At 51.0% G+C, this 21,528-nt stretch carries 25 protein-coding genes and 1 tRNA gene; 17 read left to right on the plus strand and 9 right to left on the minus strand.

Translation table 11 applies throughout. The features are described 5' to 3' along the window. Positions 1 to 5 precede the first annotated feature (5 nt). On the plus strand, positions 6 to 896 hold the full coding sequence (locus tag ACZ48S_RS06725) for a complex I NDUFA9 subunit family protein (RefSeq protein ID WP_464211940.1): 891 nt from the start codon (positions 6 to 8) through the stop codon (positions 894 to 896). On the opposite strand, the gene coaE is transcribed toward ACZ48S_RS06725, so the two are convergent. Beyond that, positions 886 to 1,479: a dephospho-CoA kinase gene (gene coaE / locus ACZ48S_RS06730; protein WP_464211942.1), complete on the minus strand. Its 594-nt coding sequence runs from the start codon at positions 1,477 to 1,479 to the stop codon at positions 886 to 888. The two genes, ACZ48S_RS06725 and coaE, sit on opposite strands and share 11 nt — an antisense overlap. 135 nt (positions 1,480 to 1,614) lie before the next feature. On the opposite strand from coaE, the gene ACZ48S_RS06735 reads away from it, so the two are divergent. The 10 genes from ACZ48S_RS06735 (at position 1,615) to ACZ48S_RS06780 (ending at position 11,064) form a co-directional block, all read left to right on the plus strand. Then, positions 1,615 to 2,499: a universal stress protein gene (locus ACZ48S_RS06735; protein ID WP_464211944.1), complete on the plus strand. Its 885-nt coding sequence runs from the start codon at positions 1,615 to 1,617 to the stop codon at positions 2,497 to 2,499. 145 nt (positions 2,500 to 2,644) lie between these two features. Continuing rightward, the gene (locus ACZ48S_RS06740) at positions 2,645 to 3,403 is read left to right on the plus strand and encodes an SDR family oxidoreductase (protein WP_464211946.1); all 759 of its coding nucleotides are present in this window, start codon (positions 2,645 to 2,647) and stop codon (positions 3,401 to 3,403) included. 187 nt (positions 3,404 to 3,590) lie between these two features. Then, complete coding sequence (locus ACZ48S_RS06745; protein ID WP_464211948.1) at positions 3,591 to 4,019, plus strand: DUF3795 domain-containing protein; 429 nt, start codon at positions 3,591 to 3,593, stop codon at positions 4,017 to 4,019. Between the two features lie 571 nt (positions 4,020 to 4,590). After that, complete coding sequence (rpsB, locus tag ACZ48S_RS06750; protein WP_464214580.1) at positions 4,591 to 5,376, plus strand: 30S ribosomal protein S2; 786 nt, start codon at positions 4,591 to 4,593, stop codon at positions 5,374 to 5,376. A 34-nt stretch (positions 5,377 to 5,410) separates the two neighbouring features. Next, entirely contained in the window at positions 5,411 to 5,914 is a 504-nt protein-coding gene (locus ACZ48S_RS06755) for a translation elongation factor Ts (RefSeq protein ID WP_464211950.1), read from the plus strand. A gap of 26 nt (positions 5,915 to 5,940) precedes the next feature. Continuing rightward, positions 5,941 to 6,807 carry a UMP kinase gene (gene pyrH / locus ACZ48S_RS06760; RefSeq protein WP_464211952.1) on the plus strand — a complete coding sequence of 289 codons (867 nt, stop codon included), beginning with the start codon at positions 5,941 to 5,943 and terminating at the stop codon, positions 6,805 to 6,807. Between the two features lie 5 nt (positions 6,808 to 6,812). Further along, on the plus strand, positions 6,813 to 7,373 hold the full coding sequence (gene frr, locus ACZ48S_RS06765; protein WP_464211954.1) for a ribosome recycling factor: 561 nt from the start codon (positions 6,813 to 6,815) through the stop codon (positions 7,371 to 7,373). Between the two features lie 157 nt (positions 7,374 to 7,530). Further along, positions 7,531 to 9,204: an arginine--tRNA ligase gene (argS, locus tag ACZ48S_RS06770; protein ID WP_464211956.1), complete on the plus strand. Its 1,674-nt coding sequence runs from the start codon at positions 7,531 to 7,533 to the stop codon at positions 9,202 to 9,204. 160 nt (positions 9,205 to 9,364) lie between these two features. After that, on the plus strand, positions 9,365 to 10,222 hold the full coding sequence (locus ACZ48S_RS06775; protein ID WP_464211958.1) for a S1C family serine protease: 858 nt from the start codon (positions 9,365 to 9,367) through the stop codon (positions 10,220 to 10,222). A gap of 14 nt (positions 10,223 to 10,236) precedes the next feature. Next, the gene (locus ACZ48S_RS06780) at positions 10,237 to 11,064 is read left to right on the plus strand and encodes a S1C family serine protease (RefSeq protein WP_464211960.1); all 828 of its coding nucleotides are present in this window, start codon (positions 10,237 to 10,239) and stop codon (positions 11,062 to 11,064) included. A 62-nt stretch (positions 11,065 to 11,126) separates the two neighbouring features. Here ACZ48S_RS06780 and ACZ48S_RS06785 read toward each other — a convergent pair whose 3' ends face one another. Together ACZ48S_RS06785 and ACZ48S_RS06790 are read right to left on the minus strand one after the other, a co-directional pair. Beyond that, entirely contained in the window at positions 11,127 to 11,564 is a 438-nt protein-coding gene (locus tag ACZ48S_RS06785) for a flavodoxin (RefSeq protein ID WP_464211962.1), read from the minus strand. Positions 11,565 to 11,595: 31 nt separating this feature from the next. Continuing rightward, positions 11,596 to 12,033 carry a helix-turn-helix domain-containing protein gene (locus tag ACZ48S_RS06790; protein WP_464211964.1) on the minus strand — a complete coding sequence of 146 codons (438 nt, stop codon included), beginning with the start codon at positions 12,031 to 12,033 and terminating at the stop codon, positions 11,596 to 11,598. Positions 12,034 to 12,157: 124 nt separating this feature from the next. Here ACZ48S_RS06790 and trpS point away from each other — a divergent pair, with 124 nt between their 5' ends. Continuing rightward, positions 12,158 to 13,132 (plus strand): tryptophan--tRNA ligase, encoded by a 975-nt coding sequence (gene trpS, locus ACZ48S_RS06795; RefSeq protein WP_464211966.1) that lies wholly within the window; start codon positions 12,158 to 12,160, stop codon positions 13,130 to 13,132. A gap of 21 nt (positions 13,133 to 13,153) precedes the next feature. Beyond that, the gene (purU, locus tag ACZ48S_RS06800) at positions 13,154 to 14,008 is read left to right on the plus strand and encodes a formyltetrahydrofolate deformylase (protein WP_464211968.1); all 855 of its coding nucleotides are present in this window, start codon (positions 13,154 to 13,156) and stop codon (positions 14,006 to 14,008) included. A 6-nt stretch (positions 14,009 to 14,014) separates the two neighbouring features. Here the strand turns inward: purU and ACZ48S_RS06805 are convergent, their stop codons facing one another. Continuing rightward, entirely contained in the window at positions 14,015 to 15,193 is a 1,179-nt protein-coding gene (locus tag ACZ48S_RS06805; protein WP_464211970.1) for an aminotransferase class I/II-fold pyridoxal phosphate-dependent enzyme, read from the minus strand. Between the two features lie 14 nt (positions 15,194 to 15,207). Next, entirely contained in the window at positions 15,208 to 15,693 is a 486-nt protein-coding gene (locus tag ACZ48S_RS06810; RefSeq protein WP_464211972.1) for an Lrp/AsnC family transcriptional regulator, read from the minus strand. A gap of 144 nt (positions 15,694 to 15,837) precedes the next feature. On the opposite strand from ACZ48S_RS06810, the gene ACZ48S_RS06815 reads away from it, so the two are divergent. Next, positions 15,838 to 16,122: a 2TM domain-containing protein gene (locus tag ACZ48S_RS06815; RefSeq protein ID WP_464211974.1), complete on the plus strand. Its 285-nt coding sequence runs from the start codon at positions 15,838 to 15,840 to the stop codon at positions 16,120 to 16,122. A gap of 1 nt (position 16,123) precedes the next feature. Here the strand turns inward: ACZ48S_RS06815 and ACZ48S_RS06820 are convergent, their stop codons facing one another. Together ACZ48S_RS06820 and ACZ48S_RS06825 are read right to left on the minus strand one after the other, a co-directional pair. Further along, entirely contained in the window at positions 16,124 to 16,627 is a 504-nt protein-coding gene (locus tag ACZ48S_RS06820) for a ferredoxin-thioredoxin reductase catalytic domain-containing protein (RefSeq protein WP_464211976.1), read from the minus strand. Continuing rightward, entirely contained in the window at positions 16,624 to 16,902 is a 279-nt protein-coding gene (locus ACZ48S_RS06825; protein WP_464211978.1) for a glutaredoxin family protein, read from the minus strand. Before ACZ48S_RS06825 ends, ACZ48S_RS06820 begins: the two co-directional genes overlap by 4 nt. A gap of 147 nt (positions 16,903 to 17,049) precedes the next feature. Here ACZ48S_RS06825 and ACZ48S_RS06830 point away from each other — a divergent pair. The 3 genes from ACZ48S_RS06830 (at position 17,050) to ACZ48S_RS06840 (ending at position 19,832) form a co-directional block, all read left to right on the plus strand. Next, positions 17,050 to 17,124: transfer RNA gene (locus tag ACZ48S_RS06830), tRNA-Met, on the plus strand. Between the two features lie 346 nt (positions 17,125 to 17,470). Further along, positions 17,471 to 18,307: a tyrosine-type recombinase/integrase gene (locus ACZ48S_RS06835; protein ID WP_464211981.1), complete on the plus strand. Its 837-nt coding sequence runs from the start codon at positions 17,471 to 17,473 to the stop codon at positions 18,305 to 18,307. Between the two features lie 499 nt (positions 18,308 to 18,806). Further along, positions 18,807 to 19,832, plus strand: a complete 1,026-nt coding sequence (locus ACZ48S_RS06840) for a hypothetical protein (RefSeq protein WP_464211983.1) — start codon at positions 18,807 to 18,809, stop codon at positions 19,830 to 19,832. Between the two features lie 123 nt (positions 19,833 to 19,955). Here ACZ48S_RS06840 and ACZ48S_RS06845 read toward each other — a convergent pair whose 3' ends face one another. Beyond that, complete coding sequence (locus ACZ48S_RS06845) at positions 19,956 to 21,038, minus strand: hypothetical protein (RefSeq protein ID WP_464211985.1); 1,083 nt, start codon at positions 21,036 to 21,038, stop codon at positions 19,956 to 19,958. 229 nt (positions 21,039 to 21,267) lie between these two features. After that, on the minus strand, positions 21,268 to 21,477 hold the full coding sequence (locus ACZ48S_RS06850; RefSeq protein ID WP_464211987.1) for a hypothetical protein: 210 nt from the start codon (positions 21,475 to 21,477) through the stop codon (positions 21,268 to 21,270). Positions 21,478 to 21,528: the final 51 nt, after the last annotated feature.

Consider the following 21,528-nt stretch of genomic DNA (forward strand, 5'->3'; position numbering starts at 1 on the left):
CAGTGATGATACTTATCACCGGAGCCAGTGGTTTTGTAGCCAGCCACCTGATTCCCCGGCTGCAGAAGGACGGACTCAGGCTGCGCTGCCTGGTTACCAATCAGGCTGAAGGAGCCCGCATCAAGGCCCCCGGCGCCGAACTGGCTATCGGCAACGTTACCGATGTTGACAGCTTGCGCGCCGCGCTTGACGGCGTTGATACCGTAATCCACCTGGTAGCCATTATCCGGGAAAACAAACGGGCCACTTTCCGGGAAGTCAACGTCATCGGCACACAGAACATGGTCAATGCCGCCCGTGAAGCCGGCGTGAAAAGATTCATCCACATGGGCATCCTCGGCGCCTCAGCCGACCCGCGCTACACCTATTTGCACTCCAAGTGGCTGGGAATGGAAGCGGTGAAAAACTCAGGGCTTGATTACTCCATTCTCCAGCCGTCGGTCATGTTCGGCGAGGGAGCAGGCTTCATAGCTTCCCTGGTTCGCTCGGTCAACATGGTGCCGTTTATAGTCCCCATCGCCGGGGACGGTAAAAGCCGCCTGCAGCCCATCTGGGTGGGCGACGTGGTCAGCTGCATCCTCAAAATGGTAGCCGGTGAAAAAAGCGGCCAGAGCTGCCCCGTCGGCGGTCCGGAAATCATGACATACGAGAATATGCTGAACCAGCTTCTCCGGGCGATGGGCAAGAAAAAATTCAAGATAAAAGTACCCCGGCCGCTGATGCTGCCGGCGGTAGCGGTCATGGACAAGCTGCTGTCCAATCCGCCCATCAGCATGGCGGAGTTCAAGTCCATGGAAATCGAGAACACTACCGACCCTGATTCGGTGGAAAACCAGTTCGGCTTCAAACCGATGCCGCTGCGCGATGGTCTGGGTTATATAAAGGTCAGGGCTTAAGACGCCGCCATAATCCGGCTACCCGGTCCCGAAGTTCTTCAAGAGAGGTGTCGGTATCAATGACTTCGGAAGCGTAGCGCCGCCGCTCTTCATTCGAGGTCTGGGCGGCAATGCGCGCCCGGCCTTCGGCTTCCGTGTAACCCATTTTCTCTACCAGCCGCTGCAAGACCACCTCCGGCGGCGCCTCCGTGAGCCAGATGACATCAGTTTCCCGGGTCCAGCCGGCCTCCACCAGCAGCGGCGCCTCAATAACCACTACCCGATAGCCTTCAGCTTTAAGCGCGGCCACTTCCGCCCCCACCGCCCGGTTGATGGCCGGATGCGTCGCTTCATTCAGGCACCGCAGCGCGGCCGCGTCATTAAAAACTATCGCGGCTAGTCTCTTCCGGTCAATATCACCGGCCTCGGTCAGGATGCCCTGACCGAACTGTTCCACGATCCGCTTTTTCAGCGCCTCGTCATTCCGCAGCAGCCGGTGCCCTACCTTATCGGCGTCAATAAACGCCGCCCCCATTTCTTTCAGCATGGAGCCCACCGTGCTCTTGCCGCTGCCGATGCCCCCGGTAATTCCGATAATTATCATTATAATGGCCAGAAGTCTAGCATCCCGAAGGTGCGGATTCAAACGGTATGATTATTTACCGAATGGGCTATATTGACTCAAAAGGTAAAATTGAGTATCCTGAATAGAACCAAAAAAGGCGCAAGGAGTGGTCAATTGTTTAATAAAATACTCATTCCGCTTGACGGCTCAGACATTGCAGAAGCTGCAATACCCTACGGCGAGACGCTTGCCCGCCGCCTGGGATCGGAAATCATCCTGCTCCACGCCTGTGATGAAAGCCATAATCTGAACCACACCATGCACCGGCTCTACCTGGAAAAACGGGCTGAGATGGTCGCCTCCGGATTTGGTCCGGGTGCCGACACCGGTTCGGCGCCTTCCGCCGCCGCGGTAATCCAGTTCGGCCAACTGGCGCCGGTCATACATGATTACGTGGAACAGAACGGCACTGACCTGATCATAATGATTCGGGAAGGACTCAGCGTCGCCTCCAAGTCGCGTTCGGCGGCTTCGGTCTTTGATGACGTATTCCGCGAGGTCGGCTGTCCGTCTATGCTGGTGCCGCCGGAAGCGGTGGTCAAGGGCAAACCGCTGTTCAATCATATCCTGGTACCGCTGGACGGCAGTCACGGTTCGGAACAGGCCCTGGCGCCGGCGGCTGCCCTGGCCAAAGCCAGCGGCGCGGAAATAACCCTTTTCAGCATGGTCAAGGAAATGCTGGAGGCGGAACCTGAATCCGACCTGGTCGGTGACCGCGGTCTCCACAACATGAAAAAATCACTGGACGAACAGGATCGGGTAAGTGACTACCTGGAATCGCTGGCTGAAAAACTGCGCCACCAAGGCCTGGAGGCGGATACCCGGGTTGACATCGGCGATGACTCCGCCCGTCTCATCACTTCCGCCGCCCGCGTCCTGGGAGCGGACATGGTGGTGATGGCCACCGCTTCAGTGGTTTCCACCTGGCGGAGCAAATCAGTTACCCATAAGTTGCTGGCCGATTCCGACCTGCCGCTGATGGTTGTCCGCCAGCAGTAACCCCCGTCTGCGAGACCTGAAAAACATGGTTTTTTCAGGTCTTCTCATCTTGCCTCTAATCAGTTATTATATAACGGCGAACCGGAACTAGTACTGGTATTAGTATCCGCCGTCGCTACTACAATATAGAAAGAGGTAAATCGAGATGAAACTGAAAGACAAAGTTGCCGTAATCACCGGCGCCGGTTCCGGAATGGGCAGGGCCATGGCGCTGCTTTTCGCCGGTGAGGGAGCCAGGGTAATCGCCGCGGACATGAACCGGGAAACCGCTGACAAAGTGGTCGAAGAGATCACGTCCGCCGGAGGCGCGGCCACGGCTGTGGTGGCTAATGTGACCAAAGAAGAAGACATCCAGAATATGGTCGATGCAGCGGTCAAGACCTACGGCACGCTGGATATCCTGGTCAACAACGCCGGCATCATGGACAATTTTGTCCCGGCGGGCGACATCACCGATGAACTCTGGGACAAAGTCTTCGCCGTCAATTCCACCGGTCCCATGCGGGCTACTCGTGCCGCGCTGAAAATATTCGTAAAAAAAGAGTCCGGCAACATCATCAACATCTCCTCCGCCGGCGGCCTGCTGGGCTCACGGGCCGGAGCCGCTTACACCGCTTCCAAGCACGCCGTCATCGGCCTGACCAAGAATGTCGGCTTCCAGTACGCCAAACTGGGCATCCGCTGCAATGCTGTCGCCCCGGGCGCGGTCAATACCAACATCGGGGCTACACTCACCAGTCCCAACAAATTCGGCATGGACAACGCCATGGCCGGCATGAATCTGAATCCCCGCGTGGGAGAACCCGAGGAAATCGCCAAAATCGCCCTCTTCCTGGCTTCCGATGATTCCAGCTTCGTCAACGGGGCTATCATAACCGCGGACGGCGGCTGGACGGCCTACTAGAAACATTAAAGCATCTGAACTAATTGAATAAAAATGATTAATAAAGAACGGCTGAGAAAACCTTGATTTATCCTCAGTCGTTCTTTATTTAGCTAAATTCGTTCCTTATATGTAGAAAAGCATGAAATAGAAAAAATGAGATTGAAAGAATAATACGCCACCTTTTAATGAAATATTGCGTTTGATTATGGAAGAACAGCTTATAGCCCCCTGCGGCATGAACTGTGGTTTATGCGTCAGTTACCTGGCGATGAAAACTGACCTTAACCGCAAGGGCTTCAACCGGCGCTATTGTCCGGGCTGCCGGCCTCGCGGCAAGAACTGCACTTTCATGAGCGGGCACTGCGGCGTGGTCTCCAAAGGACTTGTCCATTTCTGCTATGAATGCGCGGATTTTCCCTGCAAACGGCTGAAAGACCTTGACCGCCGCTACCGCGAGAAACACTCTATGAGCATGATAGATAACCTGTTGTTCATTAAAGAACACGGCATGGAAAATTTTCTACAGCAGGAAGAAACCAGGTGGCGCTGCCCGGAATGCGGCGGAACCATCTGCTGCCACAACGGCCTGTGCCTGGAATGCAGCGTGGATAAACTGCGGCAGAATAAAAAATAACTCAACAGCTGTCATTATCCAAGAAAGCGGATAAAAATTTCCCGGGCAAAGTGTAACGTCTACCCCTTACGTCTGAAACAGGGATATGCTATCATATGTTCCGTATCTGGAGGTTTGGAAAGCTCCATCCTGCAGTGGTTGTGTCATCCTACGCGAAAGCCGGGAATCCAATTCCCTATATCACCAAAAACCGGACACCGGGAAACAAAAACTGAATACTAATCAGCGGATAACTGAAAACTGAGAACTGAGAACTCTAAACTACTGATAAATCATAAATATAAAACTCTGAGTTTTGAATTGGTTTGTTTTGGTTTGAATTGGCAAAACGACTCACGATTGAATGAAAAATTCTCAAATCTGGAAAAGAGGAGTCGTTTCCTTGAGTTGGAAGAGGGTCGCCAAAACAAAAACAATTATCTCTTCCTCAGCGTCAACTGAATACTGATTACCCAAGACTGAACCCTGATTTACCGTTGCCCGCCTGCTTGGCATTATGCTATACTGCTGTGTTATACTTTCTACTTGGCTAAATACGCGTGCCTTAATATAGGAGGAGTTTCACTTGCCGATTACAACTACCAATATCAAAGAGTTGCTGGAGTCCGGAGCGCACTTCGGTCACCAAACCAGCCGCTGGCATCCCAAGATGAAGAAATATATCTTCACCAAGCGCAATGACATCCATATAATTGACCTGGATAAAACCGTGGTCATGCTGGATAAAGCGCTGGAATTCATAGAAAGTGTGGTCGCCGAGGGCGGCAAGATACTGGTAGTCGGCACCAAAAAGCAGGCCCAGGACATCGTCGCCGAAGAGTGCAACCGCGCCGGCATGTACTATATCAATCAGCGCTGGATAGGCGGAATCCTGACCAATTTCGCCGCCATCCAGAACCGAATAGACTACCTGGTCAGGCTGGAAGACCAGCACGCCCGCGGTGAGCTGGCCCGCCTGCCTAAAAAGGAACAGCTCAAACTGGCCGATGAGATGACCCGCCTCAACAAGATGATGGGCGGCTTCAAGGAAATGACCGCTCTGCCGGACGTGGTGTTCATCATCGACCCCACCAAGGAGAAAATTGCCCTGGCTGAAGCCCAGCGTATGGGCATCCCGATTGTGGCTATGGTTGACACCAACTGCAATCCGGAAGGCATAGACTACCTCATTCCTTCCAATGATGACGCCATGCGGGCCATCAAGCTGATACTCGGTAAAGTCGCCGATACCGTCCTGGCGGTGAACAAGGACATCGCCGAGGTCGAGGTTGAACAGGTAGAGACTTCTCTTATCAGCGGGGATGAGACAGATACCGAAGAGGAACCGGTCGCGGCTGAAAAAGAAGCCGCGGAATAGCTCCTGACTAATTTACTAATACGAGGTTTTGAAATTGCAGATACCAGCAGAAACAGTTAAAGAATTAAGAGATAAATGCGGCGCCGGAGTCATGGACTGTCGCAATGCCCTGATTGAATCCGAAGGCAATATTGATAAGGCCTTTGAAGCCCTTCAGGCCAAAGGTTTCCAAAAGGCGGCCAAAAAAGCTGAGCGGGCTACCGGCCAGGGCTTGGTTGAAGCCTACGTTCACACCGGCGGCCGGGTGGGTGCCATCATCGAGCTTAACTGTGAAACTGACTTTGTAGCCCGGACCGACGAGTTCAAGGAACTGGCGCATGACATTGCCATGCAGGTAGCGGCCATGTGTCCGTTATACCTCTCTGAAAATGACCAGCCGACAGATTGCGAAGCGGAAGCTGAGAGCGCCTGCCTGCTCTCCCAGCCGTTCATCAAGGACCCTTCCAAGAGTATTAACGACCTCATCACTGAGGTCATCGCCCGCACCGGTGAAAATATCCGGCTGAAGCGGTTCGCCCGCTTCGAACTGGGCGGATAAAGGCCTGCCTGTCCCTGAAACGCGGTATGCCCCGGCGCTTGAAGCACCGGCCATATATAGAGAAAAACGAGGAGGCTGAAGCAACCGTGGCCAACTCTCAGACTACCCCGGATTCCGGTCCTGACTCTTCGGCCGTCCCTGCGCGGCAGACGGAAAAACCGGTTCAGGCACCGGTGCTCAAATACAAAAGAGTCCTGCTCAAATTGTCCGGCGAAGCCTTTGCCGGTGATGCCCGGGGGCTGATAGACATCCCCACTATCCGCGGCATAGCCCACCAGATCAAGTACCTTACCAACATCGGGGTCCAGGTATCAGTAGTAGTCGGAGCCGGCAATATCTGGCGCGGAGCTGCTGTGGCCAGGGACGGCATTGACCGCGTCACCGCTGATTACGCCGGTATGCTGGCCACCGTCATCAACGCCCTGACACTGCAGGACCTGCTGGAGAAAGAAGGCGTCAGTACCCGCACCCAGTCAGCCATCACCGTACAGCAGGTGGCCGAGCCTTTCATCCGACGCCGCGCCATCCGCCACCTGGAAAAAAACCGGGTAGTCATATTCGCCGGCGGTACCGGCAATCCCTATATGACCACCGATACCGCCGCCGCGCTGCGGGCCATAGAAATTGAAGCCCAGGTGCTGCTGATGGCCAAAAACCGGGTGGATGGCGTTTATTCGTCTGATCCCCTGAAGCACAAGGACGCGGTAAAATATCAAAAACTGACCCACCTGGAAGCACTGAACAAGCGGCTCCGGGTGATGGACGCCACCGCCCTGTCGCTGTGCCTGGAGAATAAACTGCCGATCATTGTCTTTGACATGACCGCCGATGGCAACCTGCGACGCACGGTTACCGGTGGCGCCGTCGGCACATTAATATCAAGCGAGAGTTAATAATTATGAGTATTCCTGAAATCATGCAACAAGCCGAAAAAAAGATGAAAGTATCCATTGAGGTGCTTCACCGGGAGCTGGGGGGCATCCGCACCGGCCGGGCATCCACAGCCATAATTGAGCATGTCCGTGTTGATTACGCCGGAACACCGACACCGATACACCACCTGGCCAACGTTTCGGTGCCTGATGCCCGTATGCTGGCCATCCAGCCCTGGGACCGCACCATGATGGGTCCGATTGAAAAGGCCATCATGAAATCCGACCTGGGACTGACTCCCTCAAATGACGGACAGGTTATACGCCTGTCCATTCCGCCGCTGTCCCAGGAACGGCGCGTCGAGCTGACCAAGATGGTCAACAAGCGGGTTGAGGATGACAAGGTAGCTATCCGCAATCTGCGCCGGGACGCGATGGAACATATCAAGAAACTGGAGAAAGCCAAGGAAATATCCCAGGATGAATCCAAGCGTGCCCAGGATGACCTGCAGAAACTGACCGACAGCTATGTGTTCAAGGCGGACCAGCTGGGCAAGGACAAGGAACAGGAACTGCTCAACAATTAGCCCCGGCCTGACCCTCCCGCCGGCGTATATGTTCCTTCAGATGAGCCGCCTAACACCCATGTTTTGCCGAAATACACCCGCCGCTCCGGCAAAGCGATGCGATGCAAGTATGCTATAATTTATTTCTATTTCAATATCATTTAATGGAGATAATTACTTGAACGGAATCCTTGCAGTAAAAAGCGTTATAACCGACCTCGTTTCCCAGGCCGCCGTCAAAGCCAGGGAAGCAGGGCGCCTGCCTTCAGTATCCATGCCTCCAGTGACCGTAGAACACCCGCAGAAAGCCGCCCATGGTGATTATGCCGCTTCCCTGCCGCTTAAAATGGCCCGTTCCACCGGCATGAAACCACTGGATATCGCCGCGGCCATCATCGACTTTATCCCGGAGGTCCCGGAAATAAGCAAGGTGGAGATAGCTCCGCCGGGATTCATCAATTTTACCCTCTCCGATGAATGGATTATTGAACAGGTCGAGGCTATTATCAGGACCGGCCAGCAATACGGCAACATCGACCTCGGCCGAGACAAAAAAATCCAGATAGAATATGTTTCCGCCAATCCAACCGGACCGATTCATGTCGGCCACGGTCGTGGTGCCGTGCTGGGCAGCAGCCTGGCGCTGGCGCTTAAGGCGGCCGGTTTTGACGTTCAGCAGGAGTTCTATGTTAATGACGCCGGCAACCAGGTATCGGCTTTCAAACGTTCGCTGTACGCCCGTTATCTGCAGGAAATGGGACGTGATGCCGAAATGCCGGCCGAAGGCTATTTCGGACAATACATGTTGCGGCTTGCCGCGGAAATCGTCGGGGAAAATGGAGCTTCCTTTGCCGATCTGCCGGAAAGTGAAGCCATGGACCGACTCGGCGCTATTGGACTTGAAAAAATGCTGAGTCTTATCCGGCAGGACCTGGCTGAATTGGGAGTCAGCTTCGACTGCTGGTTTTCCGAACAGAGCCTGTATGACAGCGGCGAATATGAAAATGTTATCGACCTGCTCAGAAAAGCAGGTTATATTACGGAAAAAGAAGGAGCGGTCTGGTTCGCCTCCACCGCCCTGGGTGAAAACAAGGACAACGTTATCGTCCGTTCCGACGGCGCCCCAACCTATTTCGCTACCGATATCGCCTATCATTATGATAAATTTGTCCGCCGCAGGTTCGACAAGGGCATCAACATCTGGGGCGCCGACCACCAGGGCCATGTGTCCCGGATGAAATCAGTACTGCAGGCCCTGGACATAGACCCGGAACGCCTACATGTAATCATATCGCAGCTGGTTACCCTGCGCCGCGGGGAAGAACAGGTACGGCTTTCCAAGCGCAGCGGAGAGATTATAACTTTAAGGGAAGTCCTCGACGAAGTCGGTGCTGACGCCTGCCGCTTCAATTTCCTGTCGCGCAGCGCTGATTCCCAGATGGACTTTGACCTGGAACTGGCTAAAAAGCAATCGGCGGAAAACCCGGTATATTATGTCCAGTATGCCCACGCCCGCATCTGCTCCATCATCAGCCTGGCCGGCGAACGGGGAATAGACTACACTGACGGCAACGTAACCAAGCTGATTGAACCGGCGGAACTGGAACTGCTGCGTAAAATGCTGCTCCTGCCGGAAGTAATCGGCCAGGTAGCCGAAACACTGGAACCGCATCACCTGGCCTACTACGCACAGGTACTGGCTACCGCCTTCCACGCCTTCTACAAGGATTGCCGCGTAGTTTCCGATGATGAATGCCTTTCCAAGGCCCGGCTCAAACTGATGATAGCCGCCCGCACCGTCCTGTCCCGAACGCTGCACCTGATGGGGATGTCAGCGCCGGAGAGCATGTGAAGAAAGTAATGCCGATTAGGGAAACGGATGATTTTATCCGTTTCATAATTTATCCACATTTCCGTTGTATAATGACAAGCAACGATATCCAGGCCCGTCAGGCAGGTTATTCCGCTCTGACTTCAACCTCCGTCTCGGGCTTGGTTGAAGGAGCTGCAATATGAACCGCTGGCTGCTGAGTTTTTTTATCGGCATACTGCTAATCGGTACTGCCTTCAACGGCGGCCTGCTTTGGCAGGCTAATAACAGCCTGTCTGAAACCGAAACCGGGCTGTCAGCGCTGGAAAACAGCCGCGCCGAGCTGGAAAGCAGCCTGGCCGACCGCCAGGAAGAAGCTGACGCTTTATCGTCAGTCATCTCCGCCCTGGAGCAGACGGTTGAAGAGATGTCCGATACACCAGGCGGTCAAGGCTGCATCAACTTTACCGACCTGGTAAAAATGGTTGAGCCATCAGTGGTGTACGTTGAAGTAGCCAGTCGCTTCGGCGGCGGCACCGGTTCCGGTACCATTATCCGAGCTGACGGGTACGTCCTGACCAACCAGCACGTCATTGACGGCGCCACTTCTGTCCAGGTTACCTTGATGGACGGAGAAACCTATACTGCCGATGTCATTGCCAGCAATATTGACCTTGATTCCGCTGTGCTTAAAATGAACACCACGCGCACCGACCTGCCGGCCATCACCCTGGGTTCATCAGCCAATGCCTCCGTCGGTGAACAAATACTGACCGGGGGCTACCCCCTGGGCGAAGAGCTGCCGGGACCAGCTACCTTTAATTCCGGCATAATCTCCGCCATCCGCACCATGACTTCCAGTAATTCCTTCAATCCCAACTCCCAGGTGGATTACATCCAGATAGACGCCGACATTAATCCCGGCAACAGCGGCGGCGGGCTTTTCAATACCAGCGGAGAACTGATCGGCATCCCTTCATACGGTTTTGCCGCCGGCATAAACACCGCCGTACCCATTGACGCGGTAAAACCAATTATCCAGGACGCCCTGGGCAGTTAAACGGAAAACCGAGAATGAATATTAAATATTTTGCCACAGCCGCAGTCCTGACCGCCGTCATAATCGGCAACGCCGCCATTTACATGGCGCAGGACACAATTAATCAAGACTTGGCCGAAACTGAAAACCGCAGCCGGGAAATCGCCTCTTCCAACAATCTGTTGCTGCAAAGCATAGATGCTCTGGAAGCGGAATACAACCAGGCACAATCTGAGGCCGCCGCTCTTGCCGAAACCATCAACAACTACAATAAAGGCAATAATACGTCGGCTTCCAGCTTCAGCAAACTGATAGACGATATTGACCCGGTAACGGTCAGGATAACCGCTCCCGGTCCCGGACTCCGCGGCTTCGCCTCCGGTGTTCTGGTCAGCCCGGAGGGATATATACTCACCGTACTGCATAATGTCGACAACCCCAGCTATGTCAGGGTCACCCTCAATACCGGGGAGGAATTTGACGCGTCAATCGTTGATATTGACGCCCAAGCCAACCTGGCGCTGTTAAAAATCGACAGCGACCGCACTGACTTCCCGGCCGCGGAAATGGGCAGCATGTCCGGGTTAGAAACCGGCCAGGCGGTTATTGCCGCCGGATATCCCATGAGCGATGAACTACCAGGTCCAGCCACTTTCACCTACGGCATAGTATCCGCGCTGCGCACCGCTGATGATTATTACTTCATCCAGAGTGAAGTACCGATAGGCCAGGGCAGCGGCGGCGGCGGTTTGTTCACCATGAACGGCAAGGTCATCGGTCTGGCTTCACTGGCCCAGGGTACCGGGATTTACCTGTTCGTACCCATAGACCTGGCTGAACCGCTGTTAGAACTGATTCCGTAAAAAAGCGGGGGGTTGGCACAACCAACCCCCCGGCTAAGAGTTACTACGCAATATTATTTTATTTAGCCTCCCTGGGCTACGGCTATGCCCAGCTGTCGGGCGCTTATCTTGCCGGCTTCAAGTTCAGCCGGGGCAACCAGCACCCAGTCACCAGCTTTTTTCCAGCCGAGATAAGTGGTGAACTTGTCCAGCGCCGCCGCTGAGTCCGTCGCCTCATTGGCATTGCAGATAACCGCGGCAAAGAGCAGGTTTTTCTTAACCTGTTCACGGGCCGGCCATACGGTCTCAAAAAACTTCTTGGTGTCCCCGGCCAGGGACTGAAATGGCTGTGTGGTAGTCAGGATAAAGCCGTCAACACTGGCCAGGTCAGCCGGCTGGGTGTCGGTTATATTCTTGACCTCGGCCTTGCCCCCGGCCTGCTCGACACCTTCGGCCACAGCCTCGGCCAGCGCCTTGCAGCTGCCGGTAAATGATTGATAGGCAATAACAATTTTCCCCATAGATTAAAAACCTCCTTTTTGTTTTTGATACTTAAATAATATGCTTTACGGGCGGACACTCATTCGGACAAACACCCATATCACATTGCAAACACTGAGATATCATATCAGCCAGTTCTTCTCTTTCTTCACTCTCACGCTGCAATTCAGCTATTCGGGAGCGGCTGCGCTCCGCTTCCAGGCGCAGAACCCGCAGGGTATGCTCGACCCTCTCCTGCCGGCCAGCGGCATTGCAGCTGAGAGCGTTCTTGATCTCTTCAAGGTCAAGCCCGACATTACGCAGACGCCGGACCAGCTTGACCCGGCTTACATCCCGCCCGTCATAAAGCCGCATACCGCCCGAAGTCCGTTCAGGCGTTTCCAGAAGGCCTTTTTCCTCATAGAAACGCACCGTGCGAACACTGACCGAGGCGCGGCGAGCAACTTCGCTCACCTGATAATAACCGGTTTTGGTCTCTGTTTCCCTCATCAGGCCGCATTCTATTACACTATAACGTTAGTGTCAACCATTAACGTTACGTTAGTTTCCCCCTATTTGAGGGCATCCTGAAGCTGTGCTACAATGGCTCTTCATCAAGGAGAACAGAAATTTAATGAAAAAACGGGTATTTTCCGGCATCCGCCCCACCGGCCGCATCCATCTCGGCAATTATCTGGGAGCTGTGCAGAATTATGTCGCCATGCAGGATGAGTTTGACTGCATCTACAGCGTGGTGGATATACATGCCCTGACTACACTGGAAGACACACACCTGCTGAAGGATAATGTCCGGGAGCAGGTGATAGACCTGCTGGCCGCCGGGCTTGACCCGGACCGGTGTATCCTATTCGTACAATCCCATGTACCGGAAGTAACTGAACTCTATACCCTGCTGGGTATGGCTACTCCTCTGTCGTGGCTGATGCGGGTGCCTACCTTCAAGGAAAAGGTCAAGCAGCAGCCGCACAACGTCAACTACGGCCTGGTCGGTTACCCGGTACTGATGACCGCCGACATCGTTCTTTACAAGGCCGAGGCGATTCCGGTTGGTGAAGACCAGCTGCCACACCTGGAACTGGCTCGGGAAATAGTGCGGCGCTTCAATGACCATTTCGGGCCGGTTTTCCCCGAGCCCCAGGGTAAGCTCACCAATTTCCCGATGGTGGTAGGCCTGGACGGCCGCGACAAGATGAGCAAGTCTCTTAATAACCATATTGAACTGGCCGCTACACCAGAGGAAACACTGAAGAAGGTGATGAGCGCCGTCACCGACCCAGCCCGCCGACTACGCACGGATCCGGGGCACCCTGAAGTCTGCAACGTATATAAGCTGCACCGTCATTTCAGCCCTGAGAGCATTGAAATCATAGCCGCGGAATGTCGAGGCGCCACCCGCGGATGCGTGGACTGCAAGAAAGGCTTGGGTGCCGCCATTAATGCCTATCTGGAACCGCTGCGCGCCAGACGCGCCGATATATCAGCCGACCGGGAATATGTGGACAAAGTTATCCGACAGGGGGCTGAAAAAGCCCGCGCCATCGCCCGGGTCACTATCACCGAGGTCAAGGAGCGAATGGGGCTGCTTTAGCTCTGTTACCGTTATCAACGCATGGACACCGCTATCCTCAAGATAAGCTGCCAGGACCGAAAGGGCATAATCGCCGCTGTTTCCGGATTTATCTCCGGCCATGACGGCAACATCATCACCCTGGACGAATTTGTTGACCGTCAGACCAACACTTTTTTCATGCGGGTGGAGTGGGATATATCCAACTTTTCCATCAAACGTCCTGAGATTAAAGACGCGTTGTTGAAACTGTTGGATGAAGCCGGTTTCGGCGGTGAATGGGAACTGTATTTTACTGATGAACTTCCCAAGATGGCAATTATGGTATCCAAATTTGATCACTGCCTCTGGGACCTTTTGCTCCGCCACCAAGCCGGTGAACTCAAATGCCGGATACCGCTCATTATCAGCAACCACCAGGACTTGAAATATATAGCTGACTTTTTCGGCATAGATTTCCACCACGTACCCAAGACCACAGCCACCAAAGCTGATGCTGAACGTCGGGAAATGGAATTGCTCCAAAGTTACAAAGTTGATTTCGTGGTCATGGCCCGCTACATGCAGGTACTCAGTGGCGAATTCCTGGAAAAAAACAGGAACCGGGTAATCAATATCCACCACTCATTCCTGCCGGCATTTGAAGGAGCCAGGCCTTATCACCAGGCTTTTGCCCGGGGAGTCAAGGTCATCGGCGCCACCGCACATTTTGCCACCGTTGACCTGGACAAGGGACCGATAATTCACCAGGCCACACTGCCGGTTTCTCACCAGGATACCGTAAATGACCTCATAACCAAGGGCAGGGACATAGAAAAAAGGGTTCTATCGGACGGGGTAAAACTATATATTTCCCACCGCGTATTTGTCCATGACCACCGGACGGTTATTCTTTAACAGATACTACAGCCGGCTAAGGAAACGTTTAATCCTCTCCAGCGCTTCTTCTATCTGGGACATTGAAGTAGCATAGCAGCACCGCAGATATCCTTCACCCTGTCGGCCAAAAGCGGTGCCAGGTACGGCAGCGACCTTTTCTTCCTTGAGCAGTTTTTCAGCGAATTCATCAGATGAAAGACCAGTGCTTTTTACCGAGGGGAAGGCGTAGAAAGCGCCTCTTGGTTCAAAGCATGAGAGACCGAGAGAATTGAAGCCTGAAACCATCACCTGGCGGCGCCGATTATAGTCCTCTACCATGTCCTGGATATCTTCCTCACCGTTCTTCAGGGCTTCAATGGCCGCCGCCTGTCCCATTGACGGGGCGCACAGCATTGTGTACTGGTGAATCTTGGTCATGCCGGCAATAATTTCCGCCGGACCCGCCGCGTAGCCTATACGCCAACCGGTCATTGAATAACACTTGGATACCCCGTTGAGCAGCACGGTACGCTGCTGCATACCCGGCAGACTGGCAAAGGAAGGTACCGTAATGCCGTAAGTCAGCCGGTTATATATTTCGTCAGAGATGACGATAAGATTATGCCGTTCAGCCAGCACCGCTATTTCATTGAGCTTGTCCGTCGGCATTACCGCGCCGGTCGGATTAGCCGGATAACCCAGCAGAATGGCCTTGGTCCTGGGCGTGATATAACGGGCTACATCATTTGGGTTCAGTTCAAATGACTGGTCTTCATAGGTGGGCACCGATACTGGAACTCCACCAGCCAGGGTAATGCATGAGGCGTAAGACACGTAACAGGGGTCCGGTAGAATAACTTCATCGCCGGGATCCAGGACAGCCCGGGCTGCCAGGTCTAAAGCCTCACTGACGCCGGTGGTAACCAGTAGCTCGCTTTTCCAGTCATATTCCAGTTCGTGTACCCGGTTTAAATAGCCGGCGATTTCCCGCCGCAGTTCGGGTGTGCCGGAATTGGACGTATACATGGTTCGGCCATGCTCCAGGGCATAGATGGCCGCCTCTCGGATATGCCATGGAGTAGCATAATCAGGTTCGCCTACGCCTAGGGAAATTGCTCCCTCCATACTAGATAAAAGGTCAAAAAACCTCCGAATACCGGAAGGCTTTATCGCCTTTACCCGCTGTGAGGTAAGTACACGCTGTATGTTAGTCTCGGTTGACATTATATGGTTTTAGATTAGAGAACAACCTGCTGGCGCTGCACATCTTCCGTTCCGGCCAGTACCTCTCCATCTTCTTTATAGCGCTTCAGCATAAAATGAGTAGTGGTTCCCTGTACGCCATCAATCTGCGACAGCTTCTGGGAAACGAAGTTAGCCACCTGGTGCATAGTCTTGCCGGTAACCAGTACGGCCAGGTCATAAGTGCCGGACATCAGGTAAACCGTTCGGGCCTCGGGAAAACGATAAATACGCTCAGCTATAGAATCAAAACCGGTATCCCGCTGTGGAACTACCCTTACCTCGATTATAGCCTCGACCCGTTCATTGGAGATTTTGTCCCAGTTAACCACAGTTTTGTAACGGACGATGGTACGATCGGCTTCGGCATCTCTGATAATCTGTTTTATTTCTTCAATATTTCCGCCGGTCATTCGGGAGATAGTTTCAGGTGTAGTTCTGGCGTCGGTCTCAAGAATCTTCAGTATTTCATGCTTGAGCATGGCTGCCCCCTGTAATAACTGTGTACGTCATTATACGCATTCGGCTTCAGGGGTGCAAAAGAGAGTAAAAAATATATCTTGCAATAGACAACTCAGATGTTAAAATATCCAGTGGCAGACGGGTTAATGAACGGGAGAACCATCATGAACGGTGAAATGTCTGAAAAAGAAATCTACGAACAAGCCGTTAAGCACGTTAAGGAAAAAAAGGATTTCTTTATTCACCTGCTGACTTATATAGTAGTCAACACATCCATTTTTCTGGTCTGGATGATAAGCGGAGGTGGCTATCCTTGGTTTATCTGGCCACTGTTCGGCTGGGGAATCGGCCTCATCTTCCATTTTCTGAGCGTCTGGGTATTTGAACGCCAGACGAACTGGGAACGACGTGAAATAGATCGTGAAGTCCAACGCCTTAAAAAAAAATAGACTAAATGAAACGCTCGAAGCGTTCCCGACCGACCTTGCATATCGGACATCTTTCCGGCGCATCCGGCCTGGCGCACAGGTAACCGCAAACCTTGCATCGCCATACCGGCTGAGATAATTCCTGCTTCAAACTTTTTTCCATATTTTCTTGCCCGCCGGCTACTGGCAACCCCCTCCTTTCCGGCACCGACTGCAGGCTCTGCTGACCACGCGACACCGCGTTGCTGATATATAGACCGCAGAAACATGACCCGTATTCGCTGATATCAGCATCGCGGTAATCACAGGGACAGATAATATCAAGATCATCGGTTTTTACCCCGGCGGCCAGCCGGCATGGGCAGGCTTGATAACCATATCTTGAAATATTAACCAGCAGCCCCTCAGCGAGTTTCAATGTAAACGCTTCATCCGGGTTCAGACGATAACCGGATTTTTCCGCTTCGGACTGCAAGCTCTGCTGCTTGTCCTTGATTTGGTAATCAGTTACCTGCCCGTCTGTCATTGCAGTGCCTGACGTATATCGTCTTCCTTGAAACCGACAATACATTTTTCGTCATTAACAACCAAAGTCGGAAAAGAACAGGCCGGATTCCATACTTTAATGTCTTTCACCGCAGTTTCACGCGCAGACCCGGTAAGCAGGTCAACGTATTCATATGTATAGGCAACCCCCAGTTCATCCAGCAGTTTCTTGGTCTTGCCACACCAGACACAGGTGGATAAAGCGTAAAGCATAATATCACCCTTATCGATACCTTCAACCTTGGTTTTAACCATCAAATTCCTCCTCGATAACCACCTGATGCAATTGTCCGACATTACCTTTATTGTGTCAAAATCAAGGTTATCGGATAACTGTAATTACACCACTTCAATTGACATGCGGACGAACTTAAGTATAAAATCAACTTTTAATCAAGCCACGGCGGCGTAGCTCAGTGGCAGAGCAGGGGACTCATAAGCCCTTGGTCGGTAGTTCAAATCTACCCGCCGCCACCATTATACGCAATCGTAAACAAGCCCGGTACCGGGCTTTTCTTATTTTTAGAACTCTGTCATACGTGCCAAGATTGTCGCGGGATTCATCTTAAAGTCGTATTGTGGTGTTTCAGTTAAGGTGCCATCCTGCCTTTGTTGCCCCTGTGAGCATCCGCGTCCCGCCAAACAGCCGAGTTTTGGGCCGTTACCCTCCAACCATACCACATGGGGCTATTGCGCCCCTGTGTGGCCGACACGCGGCGCAGCTTTGCTCCCTTCGTATTTCATTGACATTTTAGACTTGCTTTCAGCTTCAACATGTGTAAACAGTGTCTCTAAACGTGAAAGCCAAGAGAGTATCAGGAAGATGGTCACCAAAGCACGCATAGAGAAGCCTCCCTACCCCGAACTGGCAAAATCTTTTCAAAATTTCATCCAGTCCAAAACGGTAGAAGGGGTCACCATTAATACCATAGCCGGTTATGAAAGGAAGTTCCGTTTCATCTCCCGGTATATTGACCTTGATACGGCAAATAGAGGTGATATTGAGCGCTTCTTACTACAGTTCAAAAACCCCGGTAACCGGCATGGCTACTTCCGCGTCATCCGCGCCTATTACAACTGGCGCAAGGAAACTTCCGGTATACCCAATCCCATGGGATCAATGAAAGCACCGCGTTTACCCAAGCTGATTCTACCGGCCCTTACTCCAGAACAGGTTAAACAGCTAATTGACCGTGCTGAGGGGAATCGTAACAAGGCGATCATCGCCCTCTTTACCGAGTCTGGGTTACGCTTATCAGAACTGGTTGAAATAAGACAAGAGCACATTGACTGGGATGAGTGTACCGTTAGGGTCATGGGTAAAGGACAGAAAGAGGCCCTGGCTCCCTTCGGTAAACTCTCTGAGAATTACCTTAAAGACTGGTTAAGTGAATGTGCTCCTTCTGCCGGTGACAACATCTGGGGCATCAACAAATGGGGCATAACCGCTATGCTACGGAGACTGGAAGAAGAAACCGGTATTACCTGTAATCCCCACACCTTCCGCCGAACCTTTGCCTGTATCCTTAGAAAAGCGGGAATGGACACATTAACTATCAAAGACCTGGGGAGATGGGAATCCTTAGAAATGGTACAGCGCTATACCCGCAGTGTTAACTTTGCTGATAACCTCAAGTTCTATAAGACGGTTATGGGATAGGAATATCTCTGGTATGGTCGATGTTATGTCACCTAAAAATGCTCAAACAAAATTATTCTCTTATGTTGCATTTGTTCTTCGTGGGTCATCGGGTGGTATGCGACTCAAAGGTTGAATTTACCCTCTAGTCAATTGATCGGATATAACTTGAAAGGTTTATTCGTGCCGCCTATGTGCTGCGTGCTGGCTTTTCTAAGTATGCAATCGTGCGGCACGATGACTAAACACTTCTCTTTCACCAGAATTGATAAGTGCATGGACTACCAAAGACCTATTCACTACAATTGTTTTTTCAAACGTATTTTTCCATTCCGCCCTTCGTAAGCTTAGGACAATTTGCTATTGACGTCATATAGATTGCGATATACCTTGGAATTAAGGGGGCTCAACAATTATCAGTTTAACCAAGTGTTCAACCGGGGTGTTAAATTTAACGAAGTTTAACGGCAAATCGTTCAATTTTGTATTGGATTTGGGCATTTGAAAGGATGTAATAACTATGGATAATAGAAAACTGGAATTGATAATTCAGCTTGGGCTAATGGGGGCTTTTTTATCAAATGACGGGCAGAGATTGCGCAATGGCTTTTGCCTTGCTTCACTCGGCTTGTTGCCTGATGCTGTGTTATCAGACATGGCAAAATGGTATAAGCCTGTTAGCCTACAAACTACTACTGCTCCACCGGCCCAAGCTCAAACCGCTATTACGCCGCCCTCTATTCAGAAGCCTTCACCAGGCCCTCAAACACTTGAGGCAGATGAGTGGCTAAGGCTAATTGTGCATCCTACCATTGTGCTTATCCTGGGCAAGCGCGGTAGCGGCAAATCTGCATTAGGATATCGTTTACTAGAGCATTTGCGATACACGGCCAGCCCCTATGTCATCGGGTTATCCAAAGAGGCCAGGGCGTTACTGCCTGATTGGATAGAAATGGCTGACAGCTTAGAGGAGGTGCCATCGAAGGCTATTGCCCTGGTGGATGAAGCGTATTTGCCCTATCATGCCCGGAACAGCATGGCTTCAGAAAGCAGAACCATGTCTCAATCTCTAAACCTGAGTCGGCAACGGGAACAAACCATCATATTCATAAGTCAAGAGGCTAGGCAACTTGACCGCAATATAGCCAGTTCATCTAACACGGTGATATTCAAAGACCTGGGAATGCTGCAACTTCAATTTGACCGGCGGGAGTTTGCTCAACTGGCAACACAGGCTAAAGAGGCGTTTATTACTATCAAGGGGGATAAAAGACCATGGAGCTTCGTCTATGCCCCGGACGCAGACTTCATGGGGCTGATGGAGAATTCATTACCGACACTTTGGGAGGACAAGCTGAGCCGCATATATGCTACCAGTAGTGGAAGAACCACCAGAACGCCTAAGAAAATGTCGCTGGACAAGCGAATTGAGAGGGCTAAAGAGCTTTCTCGGCAAGATTTATCGCTAGGTCAAATAGCCAAGCAGATGGGAGTTTCTAAGCCAACGATTAAAAATTACCTTGAGGACTATCCATATAAGACATAATAAGGCTGACGCTTTTTCATTCAAGTTATTTTGCCGGTTTACTTACCATTTACACAAACATTGGGATCGTTGCCCTTCCATCCGTACGTTGGAGCAGCTCAGGTTTGACTTTGCATTAGAAAATCACTCATTTGAAGGTTGTTCATTTTTAAGAATGTTCGAGAACAAATCAGCATCGCGTTTTGTCGCTGTCATATAATCAATATTTAAGTCTTTCTCAAGTGTTTTTGAACGATTAACTTCAGTTTCACGATTGGCTTGAAAGGCTGCAAAGTTTGTTGATATTTGTCGCCAAAAATACAAAGTTATCAAGATCAATTGAAAAACTAACCAAGATAAGAGAGTAAACATGGATGCCCAAACAAGGAAGGCGTGCCCCGGAAAATCATCAAGAATAATGATTAAAAGAGACAACAAACCCGATAAACACAAAATAGCAAGCATGGATATCAGTGGAATAACATAATTAAGAATACCCTCGATTTTTAATACCGTCGATTTAACTTGATAATTTAATTCCCCGATATTTCTTGAGATTGCTGAGGTGTGTAGTTTCACGCTACGCCCTAGATCATATTGTGTTTGTCTTTCGTCAATTTTGGAAATACATTTCCACCACTTGCCCCCGAGATAACGAATCACCGAATCAAGGGGAGACAATCCCCATTCATAGAATGTTCCAGGTGAAGCGCTAAGAAACCTATTCCTCAATGCTTTTAAAACAACCGTGAAGTCATCCGTGATTGCAGCCAGTTCGGTGAGTATACTTTTCAATGGTTCCTGAACGTGCTCTTTGGGGCCAGGCTGCCAACGATGAATCCTTTCAATTTCATCTTCTAGTAAATCCAGTTGTCTCTTGATGGAGTTCGTAGTTTTATTCAAGTTAGATAAGTTAGCGCTATACCAAAAAGTTATAAATGCAAAGATTATTCCAAATATTGTAGCCGATGTTGCCATAATTACAGTCAAAATATTTTGTACGAGAGATTTATTGACAAACTCAAAATATGGAAAGGTTAATAAACTTAAGGATATTCCTATAACTGAAGAAGCAAAAAAGACCTTAATAACTTGATTACGTATCTTGTCCCTATTATGTTTCTTTGTCTGACAAAAAGTGGTTCTCCATTCGGGAATTGATAGCCATTTATTGCTGTCTTCATGCTCCAGTTCAGGAGGTGGTGATACAGATTTATTTGAAGTCAAAATATTCAACTCCACACTATGATATGATGATATTAGGAATATATCAGTGAACCAAGTAATTGTACCACATCGAAAATACGGTGTTCGCTATGCGCCTGAAATGATAGCATTAGTATATTCCGCGACATATGTCATGGTAGTTGTTGAAAACTCAGACGAAGCTCACGAGGTGAATTGCAGAATTGTTAAGTGCTATCACCGACCAGATTACAAGATATTCATTGATTCTTTAGAGAACAATCTGCCTGCGCCGAGGGTCCTCCAGTAGGTCACACGCTAATTGCATTTTATCATCAAGAATTGACCAGCTCTCTTCACTAATTTCGATTCCATCTTTTAAGACTTCAAATATTTTAGCAACAGGTGTCCCGACAATAACGGAACCGTTTTTCATCCACCAAATGTTTCTGAAGAAAATAACAATTAATTTCATCATCATACTAATGTCTTTTAACCAAATCCCATTTTATGATTGCAAAGTACAAATATA

The organism is Dehalogenimonas sp. NIT-SK1, assembly GCF_055384165.1.